The 18872-nt window shown below is 52.0% G+C and carries 17 protein-coding genes and 1 riboswitch; all 17 genes read right to left on the bottom strand.

What is annotated here, in order from left to right:
- Positions 1–2 precede the first annotated feature (2 nt).
- The gene (locus tag QMD53_00320; GenBank protein ID MDI6799124.1) at positions 3–884 is read right to left on the bottom strand and encodes a cobalamin-binding protein; all 882 of its coding nucleotides are present in this window, start codon (positions 882–884) and stop codon (positions 3–5) included.
- Positions 885–1014: 130 nt separating this feature from the next.
- Positions 1015–1227: riboswitch (cobalamin riboswitch) on the bottom strand.
- 18 nt (positions 1228–1245) lie between these two features.
- Positions 1246–1983: a pseudouridine synthase gene (locus QMD53_00315; protein MDI6799123.1), complete on the bottom strand. Its 738-nt coding sequence runs from the start codon at positions 1981–1983 to the stop codon at positions 1246–1248.
- An 18-nt stretch (positions 1984–2001) separates the two neighbouring features.
- Positions 2002–2571, bottom strand: a complete 570-nt coding sequence (scpB, locus tag QMD53_00310) for an SMC-Scp complex subunit ScpB (GenBank protein ID MDI6799122.1) — start codon at positions 2569–2571, stop codon at positions 2002–2004.
- Positions 2561–3334, bottom strand: coding sequence for a segregation/condensation protein A (locus tag QMD53_00305; GenBank protein ID MDI6799121.1), 774 nt, complete (start codon positions 3332–3334; stop codon positions 2561–2563). The genes scpB and QMD53_00305 overlap by 11 nt, the downstream gene beginning before the upstream one ends.
- Positions 3335–3375: 41 nt before the next feature.
- Positions 3376–4353, bottom strand: a complete 978-nt coding sequence (trpS, locus tag QMD53_00300) for a tryptophan--tRNA ligase (GenBank protein ID MDI6799120.1) — start codon at positions 4351–4353, stop codon at positions 3376–3378.
- A 22-nt stretch (positions 4354–4375) separates the two neighbouring features.
- The gene (locus tag QMD53_00295) at positions 4376–5005 is read right to left on the bottom strand and encodes a site-2 protease family protein (protein ID MDI6799119.1); all 630 of its coding nucleotides are present in this window, start codon (positions 5003–5005) and stop codon (positions 4376–4378) included.
- Between the two features lie 2 nt (positions 5006–5007).
- Complete coding sequence (locus QMD53_00290) at positions 5008–7620, bottom strand: CBS domain-containing protein (GenBank protein ID MDI6799118.1); 2613 nt, start codon at positions 7618–7620, stop codon at positions 5008–5010.
- 53 nt (positions 7621–7673) lie between these two features.
- Positions 7674–7922, bottom strand: coding sequence for an EF-Tu/IF-2/RF-3 family GTPase (locus QMD53_00285; protein MDI6799117.1), 249 nt, complete (start codon positions 7920–7922; stop codon positions 7674–7676).
- 43 nt (positions 7923–7965) lie between these two features.
- Complete coding sequence (locus QMD53_00280) at positions 7966–10659, bottom strand: UPF0182 family protein (GenBank protein MDI6799116.1); 2694 nt, start codon at positions 10657–10659, stop codon at positions 7966–7968.
- A 71-nt stretch (positions 10660–10730) separates the two neighbouring features.
- Positions 10731–11003 (bottom strand): hypothetical protein, encoded by a 273-nt coding sequence (locus QMD53_00275; GenBank protein MDI6799115.1) that lies wholly within the window; start codon positions 11001–11003, stop codon positions 10731–10733.
- A 46-nt stretch (positions 11004–11049) separates the two neighbouring features.
- Positions 11050–12351, bottom strand: coding sequence for a thymidine phosphorylase (locus QMD53_00270; GenBank protein ID MDI6799114.1), 1302 nt, complete (start codon positions 12349–12351; stop codon positions 11050–11052).
- Entirely contained in the window at positions 12348–13568 is a 1221-nt protein-coding gene (locus QMD53_00265) for a phosphopentomutase (GenBank protein MDI6799113.1), read from the bottom strand. Before QMD53_00265 ends, QMD53_00270 begins: the two co-directional genes overlap by 4 nt.
- 9 nt (positions 13569–13577) lie before the next feature.
- Positions 13578–14471 carry a site-specific tyrosine recombinase XerD gene (gene xerD / locus QMD53_00260; protein ID MDI6799112.1) on the bottom strand — a complete coding sequence of 298 codons (894 nt, stop codon included), beginning with the start codon at positions 14469–14471 and terminating at the stop codon, positions 13578–13580.
- 4 nt (positions 14472–14475) lie between these two features.
- A complete protein-coding gene (locus QMD53_00255) occupies positions 14476–15015 on the bottom strand; it encodes an NUDIX hydrolase (GenBank protein ID MDI6799111.1) in 540 nt (179 codons plus the stop codon).
- Positions 15015–16091, bottom strand: coding sequence for a DUF3866 family protein (locus QMD53_00250; protein ID MDI6799110.1), 1077 nt, complete (start codon positions 16089–16091; stop codon positions 15015–15017). Before QMD53_00250 ends, QMD53_00255 begins: the two co-directional genes overlap by 1 nt.
- Positions 16091–17218: a M20/M25/M40 family metallo-hydrolase gene (locus QMD53_00245; GenBank protein ID MDI6799109.1), complete on the bottom strand. Its 1128-nt coding sequence runs from the start codon at positions 17216–17218 to the stop codon at positions 16091–16093. Before QMD53_00245 ends, QMD53_00250 begins: the two co-directional genes overlap by 1 nt.
- Positions 17215–18840 carry a CTP synthase gene (locus tag QMD53_00240; protein MDI6799108.1) on the bottom strand — a complete coding sequence of 542 codons (1626 nt, stop codon included), beginning with the start codon at positions 18838–18840 and terminating at the stop codon, positions 17215–17217. Before QMD53_00240 ends, QMD53_00245 begins: the two co-directional genes overlap by 4 nt.
- Positions 18841–18872: the final 32 nt, after the last annotated feature.

Here is an 18872-nt window from a genome sequence, read left to right as displayed (position 1 = left end):
CCTTAAAAGCGGTCAGGATGGATCAATTTGGCCATTTCATAGATGCCATCGACGATCCTGGGGCCGAACCTGACCAGCACATCCTCATCGACGACGAAGACCCTTCCTTCCTTTACGGCCGATATATTCTCCCAGCCTTTCCGCTCTGAGATGGATTTGGGATCACCCATGCTCCCCTTGGGGGCTATGATTATCTTGGGATCCTTCTCGACCAAAACCTCCAGGCTGATCTTTGGATACTCTCCGGCCAGTCCATCTCCGATGCTCTTTGCTCCGGCCTTTGTGACTGCCTCGCCGATCAGGCTGTTTGAGCCGACCGTCATTATTGGATCGTTCCAGATTTCGTAGTAGGTGAGCGGCCTCTCCTCATCCTTAAGCGAGGAGAGCTTCTCATCGATCTCAGCAAGCTTCTCCCTCATCCCCGAGACCAACTCCTTCGCCCGCTCCTCTTTGGCCGTAAGCTTTCCAACCCTCTCGATGGCGGCCAAAATATCGCTGATTCTCTTTGGATCCAAGACAAAGGTCGTCAGCCCAAGCTCATCAAATTGCTCGATATATTTTTCGTGCATGCCCGTTGCAAGGATGAGATCCGGCTCAAGTTCGATTATCTTTTCGACGTTCGGCTCCGAAAAGCCGCCTATCTTATCCTTGCCAAGAGCCTCTTTGGGGTAGTCGCAGAAGTCCGTCACCGCAATCACCTTATCGCCCAGGCCTAGAGAGAAAAGAATCTCGGTGTTGCTGGGAGCAAGCGAGATTATCCTCTTAACCTCGCCGCTCAATGAGACCTGCCTGGAGAGATCATCGGTCATCGAGACCGCCGGGCTGGCCCCCTCTTTAGAAGGCTCTTTTTTGAGAGCGGCGCAACCCAATAGATTAGCCGCCATAATCAGGGAAAGCATCGTAAAAATAAGTTTTGAATTCCGCATAATAATTTCAACTCTCCTTGTCAGTGGTTAGAAACAAAAAATCCCCAAACTTCGTTGGGGAAGATCGATAAGATCGGCCTTGTTCCACGAAGGTGCGTCAACATTAGGCAGGTATCCTGACTTCCGCTTCGACGCTTGCTGCTCCTTCCCATCAAAATTGACAGTGGATATAACCGAAGCCATCGGCTTGCAGCTAACTTGGCGGTTACAGTGGCGGGCCCGTGGCCGAATTTCACGGCCTTCCCTTATAGCCTAATCGCTATGAATTTTTAAGAATTATACTTAAAGGGCGATTTAAAGTCAAATTAATGTAACCGGCTCATTCCGATAGTTTTACGGCCCTCTTTAGGGCGTCCACCTCGAGCTCGCTTAAGGGCCGCACCCCCTTCGGCTTTATTGCCCGAAGCGATAGCGGCCCGTAGTCCGTCCGCTTAAGCGAGATGACGCCGTGACCGATGGAGTCGAACATCCTTCTTAGTTGGCGCTTTCTCCCCTCGCGCAGTCCTACGCGATAAAGTGCCCCCTCTTCTGTAACGGCGAGTTCTTCCACCGTGGCCAAAGCGGTAAGGCGCCCATCTAATTCGATGCCCTCCCTTAAGGAATTTAAGTCGGTTTCACTTGGGAAGCCGAGGACCTCGACTTCATAGATCTTTAGCACTTTGAAACTCGGATGCATAAGCCGATTGGCCAGCTCGCCATCGTTGGTCAATATGAGAAGACCCTCGCTATCTTGATCGAGGCGGCCGACCGGAAACAGGCGGAAGTCGCCGCTTAAGAGGTCCTTTACGGTCGGCCGCCCAAAGGGATCGCTCATGGTGGTGAGATAGCCCCTCGGTTTGTTCATGGCGAAATAGACCTTCGGGGGGCTCCCTATCCGTACCCCATCCACCTCGACCTCATCTTTTAAGGGATCGACCCTTGAGCCAAGCTCACTCACGACCGCCCCATTCACCTTGACCCGTCCGGAGGCTATCAACTCCTCGCACTTTCTCCTGGAGCCAAGGCCCGCTTCAGCCAGAACCTTCTGGAGCCTTGCCTGTTCAACCTTCTTGGTCAAATTGATTAATTCTCCTTCTCATCCAGACTTTCGGTCGTTAAGTTTCAGTTGAAGCTGATCGACGACGGCCTCATCCGGAACAAAATCGATTATGGGTGGAAGATCTTGAAGGGAGTTTAAGCCGAAGTTTTCCAAGAATAGCTTGGTTGTGCCATACAGGATTGGCTGGCCGGGGCCGCGCTCGCGACCGACCTCGATGACCAGGCTCCTCTCGATGAGGGAGGCGATGGCTCCCGAGGAGTTGACCCCCCGAATGGCGTTTATGTTGAGTCTGGTAATGGGCTGACGGTAGGCGATTATAGCAAGGGTCTCAAGTGAAGCTTGGCTGAGTTTGCGATAGTCGGCCGAAAGGACCAGGTTTTCGACGTATTCGGCATAACCGGGATGGGTGTAGAGCCGATAGCCGCCGGCAAGTCTCCTGAGTTGTATTCCGCTCTCTTGGTCACTAAGAGAAGCTTGAATCTCTTCGATGACCTTCTCTATTTGAGCCGCAGAGAATCCGGTCACCTTGACGAGCTTCTTTAAGGAGAGCGGCTCTTCGGCAACGAATAGGAGAGCCTCGATTATTCCCTGTAGATTATCGACCATATGCAGCCTCTATGCTTTCTGGGCTTTTATCGGACCGAAGGATCAAGCCTATCTCGCCGAAATTTATCGCCTGAGTCACCTCGATGATATCCTCCTTGAAGAGATCTAAGATGGCCAGAAAATAGGCGACTATCTCTGGCCGGCTTTCGCAGCCGCTCGTCAGCTCGTGAAAAGTCCATTCCCTTTTAAGGGCGAACTTTTTTCTGATGGCCTGAGTGATCTCATCCAAACTGATGGGTTGTGCGATTATATGCGTGGTGTCTATGGCAAAAGCGTTCTTTTTGGCCAGGATTTTGGCGATGGCACCGGCCAGATCCTCGGCGGTCACCCCCTCCATAAGATCTGGTATGAGACGCAAAAATCTCTCCTCTAAGCCCGCTTCCCTCTTGTAGTACCTGCTCTCGAGTTCATAGCGGGCCGCAAGACTCAAGGAGGCGTTTTTGAACTTCTTATACTTGATGAGCCTGGCTATCAGGTTCTCTTTGACATCTTCGGGCGAGAGCTCATCATCATCGCCTGACTCCTCTTCGATCCGCTTGGGCAGAAGGGTTGCCGATTTCAGCTCAAGGAGGGTCGAAGCGACCAGAAGAAATCCGCTAGCCGACTCCAGATCGACCGCTTGGAGCCTTTCGATGTAGGAGAGATACTCCTCGGTTATGGTGGCTATCGGAACGTCGTAGATGTCTACTTCATGCTTGAGAATTAGATTCAACAAAAGATCGAAGGGACCCTCGAAGACATCTATCTTAATCTCATAAGTCATACTATTTCATTCTCCAGGTAGCCAGATGATGAAAGGAGGCCTCATTCTATATTTATGCCCCTTCTAACCTCGCTTAGGATCTTTTTAGCGATGGGGGCGGCCTTCTCGGCCCCATCCTTTAAGACGCTCAGGATCAGAGAGGGATCCTTCTCTATCTCGCCTCTCCTCTCCCTAAACGGGCCGAGCGAGTCCGCGACCCGCTCGGCCAGCATGGATTTACACTCAACGCAACCCCTCTTGCCGGCTATACATTTCTCTTCGATATCCGAGATATCCGGGCTATAGACCCTGTGGAGGTTAAAAACGAGACAGACTTCGGGATGGCCCGGGTCGTCCCGCCTGATCCTGGCCGGATCGGTTATCATCTCCATAATCTTTGATTTAATGAGATCTGGAGGGTCGCTGAGCTTGATATCGTTTCCGTAACTCTTGCTCATCTTGCGACCATCGGTACCAAGGACCCGTTTAGCCTCGGTCAGAAGTGCCTTCGGCTCGGTGAAGCACTCCCCATAAATATGGTTATAGCGCCTGACTATCTCCCTTGCGAGTTCTAAGTGTGGCAGCTGATCCTCGCCAACCGGAACTATCTCGCCGTGACAGATCACGATGTCTGCGGTCTGAAGAACGGGGTAGCCCAGAAAGCCATGGGTTGCGATATCCTTCTTCGATATCTCCTGAATCATCTCCTTGTAAGTCGGACACCTCTCCAGCCAGGAGATGGGGGTTATCATCGAAAGATAGAGGGCAAGCTCGGCTACTTGAGGCAGATCGGACTGCCGATAGATGGTACATTTCTTGGGATCTAAACCCATGGCGAGCCAGTCGATCACCATGTCGATGGTATCTTCATTTAAATTTTCCGTCTCATCATACTTGGTGGTAAGCGCATGCCAATCGGCAACGAAGAAGAAGCAGTCATATTCGTCCTGCAACTTTATCCAGCTCTTAAGTGCCCCGTGATAATGGCCGATGTGAAGCTTGCCGGTCGGACGGTTCCCGCTCAAGACCCTCTTTCTCAAATTGATCTCTCCTTATGACTCATCAGAATAAGCCCCAGGTAAAAAGGCGTAGAAAGAAATTTATGAAGACGCTAAGTACCTCCCAGAAAAGCGCCCCAAAGACGAATATCAGGAGGAATATTATGGCCATCCCGTAATCTTGAAGATGATTATATTTTGCGGCCATCTCCCTTGGCAAAAGGCCCGATATTACCCTGGAGCCGTCCAGGGGTGGAACCGGGACCGAGTTAAACATGGCAAGCACGATATTGATGTAGCAGAGGATGAAAAAGTAATCGAAGGCGACGCTGCCAAGGGCAAATAGGCCGCTTCTGATGAGAAGCCCGGCAAAAAAGGCGATGATCAGGTTGGTCAGTGGGCCGGCGGCCCCGGTTAGCATCATGGCCCGCCTTGGATCTTCAAATCGGTAGGGATTGACCGGAACCGGCTTTGCCCAACCTATCACGGGGGCGCCGGCCAAACTCAGCATGAGGGGGACCGCTATCGTTCCCAAGGGATCGATATGCGAGATGGGATTTAAGGTCAAACGACCCAAATTGCGAGCGGTATCATCTCCCAGGGCATAGGCCACCCGCCCATGCATATACTCGTGAAGAGTGAGTGATGGGATAATGACCAGCATATATATCAAGATGTTCAAGACAAACTGCAAGCTCAAACCCCCTCACTTTCGAAAAATTTCTTTGCGAATTCTATCTCGCTCTTTCTACCCAGCAACTTGGAGTCGAGACGAAGCAGAAGAAGCCGTCTAAGGACCAGATTATACAACGGAGACTCCTCAAATCCTAGCTCGATGAGATCCTTGCCTGAAAGGTTCGGCTTTACCGATTTGAGCTCCATCTGGAAGCGGAGGATCCTCTCTTTTGCCTGGCGATTTTCGCTCAAGGCATGTAGAAATATCAGCGCCTCAATCCCAAACCTCTCTAGGGTCAAATAGATCTCGCTATCTTTGATGCTCTTTGCAGATAACTCCTTTATGATATCTTGCCCGCTTAAGATGGCTCTGGATATGCTCTCCTTATCAGCTCTGGAGAAATCCATTTTTAAGAGAAAGTGGTCGATCTCTTCCTGGGTAAGTCCATAGAGGAGGGTCATCATATAGGGGAGCCATCTTTTGGCCTTTGGATCCATGGCCGTTTTGAGTATCTCGAGCGATCTTTGAATTCTTGAAAAGAGCCCCCTTGGGCCGGAGCCGACTTTTATCCTCGGATGTATAGCCTTGAGCGCCTTGAGCTCGAAAAGGCGAGCGATCAGGATGTAGGGGTCAGGTTCGGACAGGACCTGGATCAGTTCATAGGTCAGCCTCGCCGAACTGAGCCTCTCTATCACGCCAAGCTCGGCTGCTTTTTTGGCCAGAAGCTCGGCTGCCTCATCCATTCTAAGATCGAATCTGCGTTCAAAACGGGCGGCCCTAAAAATTCGGGTTGGATCCTCGATGAAACTTAAGGCGTGGAGCACCTTGAGCCGCCCCTCCTTTAGATCGTGAATCCCCCCAAACGGATCGAGCAGCTCGCCAAAATCCTTCTCGTTTATCTTAATCGCCATCGAATTGATGGTGAAATCCCTGCGAGAGAGGTCGTAGATTATCGATGAGGGCTCCACCCTGGGCAGGGCGGCCGGGTAATCGTAGTGCTCAAAGCGGGCAGAAGCGAAGTCTATCCTCTGACCCGCTTTGGTGATGAATATCGCGGTCCTAAATTTTTTGTGCAATTTTACCCGGCCGCCAAGCTTTTTGGCCACCGCCTCGGAGAAGGAGAGTGCGTCACCTTCGACCACGATGTCGATATCGAGATTCTCCCTCTTTAAGAAGAGATCGCGGACGAAGCCGCCGACGAGATAGCAGCCGTGTCCATTTGAGTCGGCCATCTTTCCGATCTCTTTTATGAGGAGGATGGTGCTTTCGGAGAGGATGCCGGCGATCGATTCGATTATCCTCTCTCTGCTCATCCTTCCATCAAGCTCATCGCCCTCAAGTGCAGAAAACCTCCCGCTTCTCAAAGACGAGATTATGTTGCTCCGGGTGATTATTCCGACGATTTGCCCCTTATCAAGGACGGGGATCTTCCCGGTAGATCTGGTCATCATCCTTTCAACCTCGCTCGCCAGGGTCTTTGGGTCCACACTCCCCCTAAAAGAGGAGAGAAACCCCTTGACCGGAGCGTGAGAGAGCCCGTGGTGAACGGCCTTATCTACGTCCCTTCTAAGGATCATCCCGGCGTAGGATTCGCCATCTACGACGGGGAGTCCGTCAAAACCGTAGCGGGCCATGAGGGCTCCCGCCTCTTTTATGGACCGCTCGAGTCCGATGGTAACGACAGGTTTTGACATTATATCGCCTGCGGTGAGAGCGCCCTTTGCCTGAGATGAGACTTCGCTCAAGATAATCTCTTCTATCTCCTTTGCGCCCATATCCTTGACCACCGCCGAGCCCACGTTCGCATGGCCCCCGCCCCCAAGCCTCTGCATCACACGCCCGACATCGATCTCATCAAGCCTGCTCCTTGCGATCACGTAGTTCTTTTCGCCCACGCCCATCATGAGGAAGATGAGATCGGCATCCTCAAGCTCGGCAATCTTTCTGACGACGACCGAGGCATCCTCGATATACTCATCGATGGTCACTTTTATGATGATGAGTCCAAGTCCCAAAAAGGTCTGTTTTTTTGCCAGCCCAAGGAGCTTTGTGAGCAAGTCGTGCTGCTCGTCAGTCAAGGCGGACTTCAAAAAGTGGTTTATGACGCCGGGGTCGGCCCCCTCTTCCATTAAGTGGGCGATAGCCATGGCATCTTTAGGCGTCGAGGTAGGATGGGTGAGAGAGCCGGTATCCTCGTGAATGCCGAGGGCAAAGAGGGTGGCCTCAAAGGGGGTTATCGGAATCCCCATATCCTTGATGAGCGACACCAGAATGGTGGTCGTCGATCCGGCCTCTTTGGAGCGGTCATCCCCGAAATCTACATCATCGTCGGATTTTGGATGATGGTCATAGATAATAAGATCGCTCTTGCCCTCTTTGAACAGCCTTGCCGCTTCACCGATCCTATCCATAGCCCTGGTGTCAACCAGGATTATCCTTCCCACCGTTTCGCCTTCGATCTCTTCGAGCTCGATATGATCGATCATGTCGCTGTGGAGGGTTAAGAAGCGCCTTACGTTGGCTGAAGAGGTCTTGGGGAGCAGTATTTTCGCATCGGGATATATTTTTTGAGCCGCTACCATGGCCGCTAAGGAGTCAAAGTCCATATTGGTGTGGCTTACTATTGCGTCCATGGCCTTTCCTTAAATGGGCTCTTGAATGAATTTGGGTTTCAAGAAAGAGATCATCAGGTCAGCTTGAATAGGAGGTCGTTCTCTCGAACTTGGCTCTCAACTTTGATCGCCACCAAGTCGCCAACGGCGGCTCTTTCGACCTTCTTCCGTTCGACCTCCATCGACCCCAGCGTCTGCTCAAAATCTGTGGTATGACCGCTGATCTTGATCCTGTCGCCCACCTTGAGCTCACCGCTCAATATGTCGACCACCGCCACCTGGATGTGGGCAAAATAATGAGTAACCTTGCCGACCTCTTCCATAGGCCCTCCTTTAAATGATCGAATCAAATTGATGGGCGATAATTTAGGGATTTATGCGCCCATCGAGCTCGGCCAAGACCTCTTTGAGTCTTGCGATCTCCTCGCCGTATGCACCCCAATTGCCGTCCTTCTGATAGGCTTCGGCCCGGCTGAAATGTTCGTTTGCCCTCTTTATAAGCTCTTCTATGGTAGTCTCACCGGCAGTCGGTATGGGCGCCTCGGGCGGGGGCTCACCCCCATCGCCTGTGCCAAATACCCTGGTCAATGCCGCCTCGAGGGTCTCCTCCATGACTACGCGATTTCCGTAACCGACGATGACACGTTTAAGCTCGGGAAGCTCGCTCTGTTCGGCCTTCAAATAGAGGGGCTCGACGTAGAGGACGGATTTCTCGATCGGTATCACTAGAAGGTTGCCCCTTATCACGCTGGATCCCCGCTGCCCCCAGAGGGTGAGCTCCCGCGAGATTGTGGGGTCCTGGTTGACGCGCGCCTCTATCTGCATCGGACCGAAGATCAGTTTATCCTTTGGAAATTTGTAGACTATCATCTGACCATAATTATCTCCGTCGCATCGGACGGCCATCCAACCTATCATATTGTTCTTGCCCGAAGGCGTAAAGGGTAGCATCAGCAGAAACTCCTCGCTCTCCTCGCCCATGAGCTTCATGATGATGTAGTAGGGCTCCATCTCTATCTCTTCGTCGCCATAGATCTCGCCCGGAAGCGCCCAAGTGTCCTCCTTGCTATAGAATACCTGGGGATCGGCCATGTGATAAGTCGAGTAGATCCGGGCCTGAACCTTCATTAGATCGACAGGGTATCTTATGTGCGCCTTTAAGCCCTCTTTCATCTCGCTGGCATCCTTGAAGAGGTCTGGAAATATCTTCCTATAGGAGTTGATGAGGGGATCTGTCTCATCGAATACGAAGAAGGTGATGTCACCGTCGTAAGCATCCATGACGACCTTGACCGAGTTCCTTATGTAATTGAAGCCGTCTGTCGGAGTCGAATAGGGATACATCGAAGTCGTAGTATAGCCATCGAGCATCCAATATAGACGGCCGCCTTCGACTACCAGATAGGGATCGCCATCGAAAGAGAGGAAGGGGGCCAAGTTGGAGGCCCTCGACTCTATCGTCCGATCAAAGATAATCCGGCTATCCTCCCTGATAGCGCTGCTGATGAGGGGCTTTATGGTGCCGAACCTGATCGAAAAGGCTATCTTCCTTAAAAAGGATAACTCTATGCCGCCGCCGCCTTCATATACGGTGTACTCGTTGACATCGCCCTTGGGGTAATCGAGCTCTCTGGTCGGCTCGTTTACTTTGATGATCGAGTAGGCGTTATTGATCTCACCGTAGTAGATCTCGGGCCTCTCGATGGAGAGATTGACGTTGCTCTTGGGCGGAATATCCTTGACGTAAAAATCGGGCAGGCCGTCGCTGGTCACCTTGTTGACCGGATTTAGACAAAAACCATAGCCGTGGGTATAGACTAGGTGCTCGTTTACCCAGGTCTTGGCCGAACTTGGCAGGTTGTCGATCGAGAGCTCGCGGGCCGAGAGGGCCACTTGTTCAAAACTTGCGTTGAATTTGTAACGGTCTATATCGACATCGTTGAAGACATAATAGGGTCTTATCTCTTGAATCTGTTTAAAGGTCGTCTTGAGGGGTCGCCAGTCCCAGAGGCGGATGTTTCTGATGGTCGCCTCATTGGCGATGAGATCGTCGGCTGAAAGTCCGTCCTCTGCCGACATCTCGGTCTCGACGACCTTGTCTATCCCGTAGGCCGCCCTGGTATTTTCGATATTATAGGCTATATACCCTTCTTCTCTGGCCATCTCATTGGGGGAGACCACCAGCCGCTGGATGAGAGCTGGGTATATTCCGCCGATTACGATGGTAAAGAGAAGGACTGCGAGACCGACCAAAAGGGGACGAAAGCCCGCTCGCCAAATATTTAGGAAGATGAAGACGGCCACCAGGCTCGAGGCAAGCATCTTCAAGCGGAGCATCGGAAGCTCGGCATAGATGTCCGTATAGGCGACCCCAAAGGCTACCCCACGACCCGAATAGAGGAGTCCGTAGCTCTGAAGGAGATAACCCAAAGAGAGGGCAAGAAAAAAGAGGCCGGCCAAAACGAGCAGGTGTCCCTTGGCCTCAAATGAGAGTTTATAGAAGTTCTTTTTGCCGATGACCAGACCGCGGCTCAAAAAGTAGGAAAGAATGGTTGCGATGAGGCCGGCCATGATAAGGGCCGTAAGCCAGCCGTGGACCAACTGATATAGGGGCAGGGAAAATACATAGAAGGCGATATCCTTTTGAAATATGGGGTCGATCTTTCCAAAGGGGGTGGCGTTATTGTAGCGCAGGATATCGAGCCAAAATTCTTGGGCGATGATTGCCATGAAGAAGGAGAAGAGGGCCGCGGTAAAGATGGTTATTGGTCCCGAAAGCCGCTTTAAGGGGGGGTTGATTATGACTATCTGGTTATCCCCTTCAACCTGATACTTTGGGGCAAACCTTTGGGCAATGCTTAAGTTTAAATATAAAAAGAGATAGGCAACCAGAAATGAAATCAAGAAGACGGATGATTTTGTGGCCAGAGCCTTGAAGAAGACGGACTTGTAACCGAGCTCAGAGAACCAGAGAAAATCGGTATAAATTCCGGAGGCCGTGCCTAGCAGGCTTATCCCGATGAAGATGATTGGTATAAGAAGCGGCAGTCTTTTTGTCATGTTCACCTCAAAGAGTAGATGATAATTAAATCAATGCTAGCATAGATTTGCGGGTTTATGTAGGGAACCCATTATTTGGGGAGGGTCTCATCCAAGTCCCCCTTCGATCTATTATCGTATCTACCGAATAGATAGGCGACGGGTATCATCAAGATGAAGTAGATAGAAAGGGATATTATGCCGGGCATTACGACAAAGACCAAGAGACCGAGAAGAGCTGTGAAAACCTTTCCGCTTAAGGCCAGGTCAAAAAGGGGAGGAATGAACTTGATGAGGATGAGTATGATTAGCGAGATTGCGACCAGAGCTGAAAAGGCGCGCCAGATTCTAAGAAAACTTCTCATCTCTTTCCATTCTCCGCAGGTTTTTATCCAGCCAAGATCGGATCGACTATTCAAGGATATCGATTATGATGCCTTTTGCAAGGGGCTTTTTTTTGCCGACCCTGTAAGCTTTGGCAATGTGGGCCCTGGCCATTTCAGCATCGGCTGGGTTTGAGGCGTGCACCTCGGCTATCTCTTCGCCGATATCGACGCGGTCGCCCACCTTCTTTCCGAGGATGACGCCGACCGAATGGTCTATTTCACTCTCGGCCCGTTTGCGCCCGGCGCCGATCTCAACCAGGGTTAGACCGATGGCTTTGGCATCGATCGAGGTCACATAACCGCTCTCTTTTAGCGAGACCCCCCTTATCTCTTTTGCTCTTGGAAGGAGGCCGTAATCGTGAGCCGCCCTTTCGTCCCCGCCCTGGGCGGCCAGAAGCTCGACAAATTTATTTAAGGCCGCCCCGCTGGCCAGAGCCAGGTTTGCAGCCTCTTCGGCTTGAGATATGGTCAAAAGGCCACCAAGGCTCAGCATCCTTGCCGCCAAAACTTTAGAGAGTTCAACAAGATCGCTCGGCCCGCGGCCCTTGAGGGTCTCTGTTGCCTCTATGACCTCAAGCGAGTTTCCGGCGGCCTTGCCCAAGGGTTCATCCATTCGGCTGATCACGGCGACCGCCCGCATCTTGGCCCTCTTTGCGATATCCAGCATCAGACGGGAGAGCTTTTTGGCCTCATCGATATCGGTTAGAAAGGCTCCAGGGCCGACTTTGACGTCCAGAACCAGCCGTTCGGAGCCGGCCGCTATCTTCTTGCTCATTATGCTTGAGGCGATGAGCGGCGTGGACGATACGGTGGCTGTCACATCGCGCAAGGCGTAAAGCCTCTTGTCAGCCGGGTTGATCTCTTCACTTGCCGAAGCTATTGCGATCCCTATCCGCTTAAGCTGCTCAATTAGGTCTTCGATCGAGAGTTTTGTGGAGAAGCCCGGCACCGATTCAAGCTTATCAATAGTCCCTCCGGTATGGCCAAGCCCGCGGCCTGAAAATTTGGAAACTATCGTCCCAAGGCTCGCCACAAGCGGGCAGACGACCAAAGTGGTCTTGTCGCCCACCCCACCGGTGCTGTGCTTATCCACCTTAAAGCCGCTTACGCTTGAGAGATCGACCCTTTTGCCGGAAGAGACCATCGCCTCTGTCAAATAGAAGGTCTCCTCGTCGCTAAGGCCTCGGATGTAGCAGGCCATCAGAAAGGCCGCCATCTGATAATCGGCTAAACTTCCGCAAAGAAAGCTCTCGATCATCAGGGCTATTTCTGATTTTGTGAGGCTTTCGCCATCCCTCTTCTTGGCGATCACTTCGTAGGCTATCACGCCTCTATCACCCCTTTGAGCGAGGGCGCGATGAGAGAAGCAAAGCTCTCTCCCAAGATATCCGCCTCAAAGTCTAGGAGCTCTGAAATGGTCTTACCCAAATCGGCAAAGCTCTTCCTGATCCCGATATCTATCCCGGCCTCGATCCGCTCGCCGCATGCCAGCAAGGGAACGTGCTCCCTTGAATGATCGGTGCTCTCTGTGGTCGGGTCGCAGCCGTGATCGGCCGAAAAAAAGAGGGCGTCATTCTCCTTAAGGCAAGACATGATCTCAGGAATCCTTGCGTCGACCGCCTCCAGACCTTTTGCAAAACCCAAGGGATCATTCCTGTGACCCCAGAGCATATCGAAATCGACTAGGTTGGCAAGGATTATCCCCCTCTCGCCTCGCTCTATTAGACTCAGGATCTTATCGATCCCGTCCATATTCGAATCGGCATGGATCGACTCGCTTATCCCCCGGCCCATGAATATCTCGGAAATCTTGCCCACCCCAAAGACGCTAAGGCCCGAAGCGACTGCATAGTCGAGGGCGGTCTTGCCGAAAGGCTCCAGGGAGAAATCGCGCCTCTCTGGGGTACGGTAGAATCCGCCGATCTCGCCCGCAAAGGGACGGGCTATCACCCTGCATACCTCATCTTTGCCCCTTAAAAGGTCTCTTGCCTTGCGGCACATTTCGTATAGTTCTTCCACCGGGCAGACATCCTTATGGGCGGCGATCTGAAATACGCTATCGGCAGAGGTGTAGACTATCGGTCGCTTGGTCTTCAAGTGCTCCTCGCCGAACTCCTTTATCACCTCTGTTCCTGAGGCTGGCCGGTTGCACAGGACTCTTCTTCCTATCCTCTCCTCAAAACTCGAGATTATCTCGCTCGGGAAACCTTTAGGATAGACCGGAAAGGGCTTCTCTATGGGGAGGCCCATCATCTCCAGATGACCGCTCGTGCTATCCTTACCCGCCGAGATCTCAGCCATCTTACCGAATGATCCTTCGGGCGTCAAAACCGCCAAAACTCCTTCGATATCGATTATCCTTCCAAGCCCTAGCCTCTCAAGATTTGGCAGGCTAAATCCTCCCACAGCTTTGGCCGTATTTGCTAAAGTGTTGCTCCCGGCATCTCCGTAATCTTTGGCATCATCAAGCTCGCCCACCCCAAGGCCATCGAGAATGATCACGATGGAGCGATCAAATAGGCGCTTATCGTTACCGGTTGGCATGGCCTTATTTCACCTCTTCTTAGCCCTGGGATGATTCATCATGTAGACCTCTCTTAGGTGCTCTCTGGAGACGTGGGTGTAGATCTGGGTGGTAGAGATGTCAGCGTGACCGAGCATCTCCTGAACGGACCTAAGGTCGGCCCCGGCCTGGAGAAGATTTGTGGCGAAGGAGTGACGAAGAGCGTGGGGGCTTATCTCCTTTATGCCAGCCGCTTTGGAGTAGGCCTTAAGTATCTTCCAGCACCCCTGGCGAGTTAAGGGCCGGCCTCGTTGATTCAAGAAGAGAAAACCCTGCCTATCTCCCTTGGCTAGTTTGGCCCGGCCGTTCTTAAGATAATTATCGACTGCGGCCAGACCGTAAGAGCCTATCGGAACCACCCGCTCCTTAGAACCCTTGCCGAAGACGCGGATATAGCCGGATTCGAAATCGATATCCTCTATCTTGATCGAGACGAGTTCGCTCACCCTTACCCCAGTTGCGTAAAAGACCTCGAGGATGGCCTTGTCCCTGAGCTTAGGGGGGGAAGAGCCCTTGGGTTCATCTAGAAGGCGCAAGACATCTGAGACGGAGAGGGCCTTGGGAAGTCGTTTTGCAATTTTGGGAAGCTTAAGGCTCACGGTTGGAAAATTTTCGGTTATCGACTCTCTGACTAGAAATTTGTGAAAGGATTTTATGGCGGCCACGCTCCGGGCTATGCTGCTTGCGGCAAGTCCGCTCGATTTTAATGACTCCAGATAATCAAGGATATCTTGACGGGTGGCCGCCTCGGGCGATGAGCCCCTGTCACTCTTCAAGAAATCTATGTAGCGCAAGAGATCCCGGCGGTAAGCCAAGATGGAGTTGTTAGAGAGACCCTTCTCCACCGCCTGATAGTTTAGGTACTCCTTTAAGATATCCTGCATCTCTTCACCCTTTAAGATGACGCTCTAGCAACAAAAGGCCAATTATCGTCTTGGAGTCTATTATCTCGCCTTGCTCCATCATCGAGGCGGCCTCGGCTGGGGAGAATCTGGAGAAGTCGATTATCTCGTCGTGGTCGATAAAATCGGTCCTCTGAGAGAGGTCGTCGGCCAGAAAGAGGTGAAGCTGCTCGGTACTGTTGCCCGGAGTAAAATAGAAGCTTAAGAGATGGTCAAATTTTCTGGCCTCAAAACCCGTCTCCTCGAAAAGCTCCCTCTTGGCGGCCTCTAGCGGCTCCTCCCCCTCTTCCATCAAGCCGGCCGGAATCTCCCAGAGCTCCTTTTTGGCTGCGTGCCTATACTGCTTCACCAGAAGCAGCCGCCCTTCTGTGTCAAGGGCCACTATGGCGACCGCTTGAGAGTGCTCAACCACTTCACGCTCGAATCTTTCGCCCCCTGGGCCTTGCACCTGCTCCACTTTTAGCTGAAATATCTTGCCCTTAAATTTGAGGTCCGACTGGACAGTGAGATAGGGGCTCTCTTCCATCAAAACTCGACTCCCAAGAGTCTTAAGGCGTAAAGGCCAGAGCTTCCGGCCGTCTTGAAGAAGACTGGCTCCTCGTCTGGAGTCCTGCCCATGGTGGTAAGTTTAATTCCGCTCTCTTTTATCGCACTCAAAGTAATCTCATTTAAGACGATTTCGACTGCGTGTTTTGCTGAGAGTCCGCTTGAATCCAACCTCTTTTTGACCAAGTCCATCTCAGCCTTGGGCATATCGGAAAGGATTATGGAGCTTTTGGCAAGAGCTACCTTGGTGAGGGAGGTGACGAAGTGATGACTGAGACCAAAGTGCCTCTCCCTCTTATCCTTGAAACTAATCCTCGGGATGGCTATCGGATAGCCGCCCAGAGAATGGACCGCGTTTATTATCTGCCCCTGTTCGATCCCGGAAAATCCGAGCGGAGTATTGGTCCCAACGATGCCAGGACCCATCATTATTACCGCGATATCGGCTTTTGCGACATACTTTGAGGCAATGAGACCGCTATAGATATTGATGGCCTCCAGATCTCCGCCGAAGGCTTGGCCGACGGTTATACTGCTATCTAACAGGCCGGACATTTTGAGATGCGTGACAGTGTCACTTAAGGCTAGGGGTAGAGCTCCTCCATCCGTCATGACGTAAGCTACCTTCACCTTGGGCGCCACCGCCTTGATCGTTAAAACTACGGGAGCAAGTTGACTGTGGAGACTTCCGATTATGCAGGGCATCCCAAATAGCTCGGTATTACTCATCTCTTCGTGGTGGGGGCTCTCCTGCTCCTCGACTGAAAGAATTGGGACCTGAAGCGGCGTGTATCTCATCTTGATGATGTGGCCCAGGTTTGCGGTCTCAAAGTCCCTTCTTTTGAGGTTCCAGAGGACGAAGTGGGCCCCGCCGCTGCCAAGTTTTAAATCGATGGCTGAGGTATTCACGACCACCTCATCACCGGGAGCGGACGGACCCGTTAAGTCGTTGAAATTTACGGCCGTAAATTTACGGCCTTCCAATTCGACTATTAGGTTCGAGATGGCAGAGTTCTTCTCAACCACTTCGACTACTTTGGCGGATCTAAAGCGCATTATACACCGATTTGGGAGCTTCTCTTGACTATTTCTAAGATAACTCTTGATAGGTTGGCCAAGTCGTCGATTTCTATGCTCTCATCGACCGAGTGGGGGCTTTTCATGCCGGTCGCCAAGTTGATGGTCTTTATACCCTTCTCACTCAGAATATTGGCGTCGCTGCCGCCGCCGCTAGAGACGAGCCTTGGCTCGAGACCGATGGATCGTATAGATTCCATAGCCATTCTGACTATCGGCTCATCATCGGATAGGTCGTAGCCCTGAAAACCGGTCTTGATGTCGAGCTCAACATCGGCTCCAACCCGATCGGCCCAATCGTTACAGATGGCCGTCATGTCCTTTATCTGCATGGCAATTCTCCCTTCAGAAAAGCCTCTGATCTCACCCTCAAGGATAACCTCGTCGGCGATGACGTTGAAGGAGCTCCCTCCGCGGATCACCCCGATATTTGCCGTAGTCTCCTCGTCTACCCGGCCGAGCTTCATAAATGAGATCGCCCTGGCTGCCGCCCTGATGGCGTCGATCCCATCCTCGGGGTTGATGCCCGAGTGAGCTGACTTGCCCAAAAACTTGGCCTTGACCATCTTCTGGGTTGGGCTCTTGGTTATGATGCTGCCCACCTCGCCTTCGCCATCCAAAACGAAGGCATAATCCACATTTAGACTGGCAAAATCGAGGGACTTGGTGCCTATGCTGCCGACCTCTTCGGCGACGGTAAATATCCCGACGATATCTCCGTGTTCAAAATCCTTAAAGTGGATCGCCTCAACCATCTCGATTATGGCAGCTATGCCCGCTTTATTGTCGGCCCCAAGGATCGTCTCTCCACCGCTTGTGATGATTCCACCCGCACTTATGACTGGGGTGACGTTGCCCTTATGCGAAATTGTGTCCATGTGGGCCATGAGAAGAATGTTTGGCAACTCCTTCTTGCCAAAGACCCTAAAGACGACGTTTCCGGTGTCGCTTCCCACCTTGTCCTGGATGGCATCGGTGCGAACGTTTACCCCTTTGGCTGCCAGCTTATTGATTATATATTTTGCAACTTCCTTCTCTTTGAAGCTTTCGCTCTTGATCTTGACCAGGTCGGTAAATGTCCTGGTGACCCTATCTGCCTCGATCATCGTCTCCCCTTTATCTTTTTAGTCTCACTTTTCTCTTTGGCCGCTCCGATGAAATCTCTAAAAAGCGGGTGAGGCTTTGTTGGTCTGGATCTAAATTCCGGATGGAACTGGGAGGCTATGAACCAGGGGTGATCCGGTAGCTCTATCATCTCGACCAGATTACCATCGGGAGAGAGCCCCGTAAGAAGCAGACCTTTTTCCAAAAAGACCTCCCTGTAATCATTGTTCAGTTCATATCTATGCCTATGTCTCTCATGTATTATATTTTCGCCATACGCATCGAAAGTCTTGCTTTTCTTGGCAATCTTGCATGGATATTGGCCAAGTCGCATCGTTCCACCCTTATCATCGACGCTTTTCTGGTCGAGCATAAGATCTATAACGGGATAACGCGTCGTCTCATCAAACTCCGAACTGTTGGCTCCGGCAAGACCGACAACATTGCGGGCGAACTCGGCAACCGCGCACTGCATTCCAAGACAGATGCCCAAAAATGGGACGCGATTTTCGCGAGCAAACCTGACCGCATCTATCTTCCCCTCGATCCCCCTCACTCCAAAACCACCGGGCACCAGAATACCATCGGCTCCGGCAAGTTCATCATCTATCTTTTTGGGTCCAAGCGTCTCGGCATCGACCCAGCGTATCTCGACCTCAACCTCGTGATGAAAACCGGCGTGATTTAGGGCCTCGACCACGCTCAAGTAGGCATCAGGAAGCTGAACGTACTTGCCGACCAGGGCTATCACTACCTTTTTGGAGAGATTGTTGATCCGTCTGACCAGGGACTCCCACTCTTTGAGGTCGGGTTTTTGGCTGCCTAGCTTCAAGTGATCGACCACGATCTGGTCGAGCCCCTCGCGATGGAGGGTGAGCGGCACCTCGTATATGGTATCGACATCTACGGCCGAGATGACCGCGTTCGGTTCGATGTCGCAAAAGAGAGCTATTTTCCTCTTTATATCCTCGTTTATCGGTCTTTCGGAGCGGCAGACGATGATGTTGGGCTGGATTCCTATGCTCCTTAGCTCCTTGACGCTGTGCTGAGTGGGTTTGGTCTTGAGCTCGGAGGAGGCGTTCAGATACGGTATCAGGGTGACGTGAATGTAGAGGACGTTATCCTTGCCGATATCCTTCTTGAACTGGCGGATCGCCTCCAAAAAGGGAAGGCCCTCGATGTCGCCGACCGTTCCACCTATCTCGGTTATGACGACGTCCTTGGCATTCGACTTGCCCAGACGGAGTATTCGCCCCTTTATTTCGTTTGTAACGTGGGGAACGACCTGAACCGTCCCGCCCAGGTAATCGCCCCGCCTCTCCTTGGCGATTATGGAGGAGTAGATCGACCCGGCCGTGACGTTACAATCGCTATTTAAGTTTTCATCTATGAAGCGTTCGTAATGGCCGAGGTCCAAGTCGGTCTCTGTCCCATCATCCGTCACGAATACCTCGCCGTGCTGATAGGGACTCATCGTCCCCGGATCGACGTTGAGATAGGGATCGAGCTTTTGGACCGTCACCTTAAATCCTCTGCTCTTTAAGAGGCGGCCCAATGAGGCGGCCGTAATCCCCTTGCCGAGCGAGGAGACGACTCCACCGGTCACAAAGATATATTTTGCCAATTAAAAGCCCTCCAGTTTACTCTCCGAGGCCA

It is taken from the genome of Actinomycetota bacterium (genome assembly GCA_030017835.1).
In the GTDB taxonomy this organism is placed as follows: Bacteria; Actinomycetota; Aquicultoria; order UBA3085; family Oleimmundimicrobiaceae; genus Yes70-04.
This window is presented reverse-complemented; position numbering and strand designations above follow the sequence as displayed.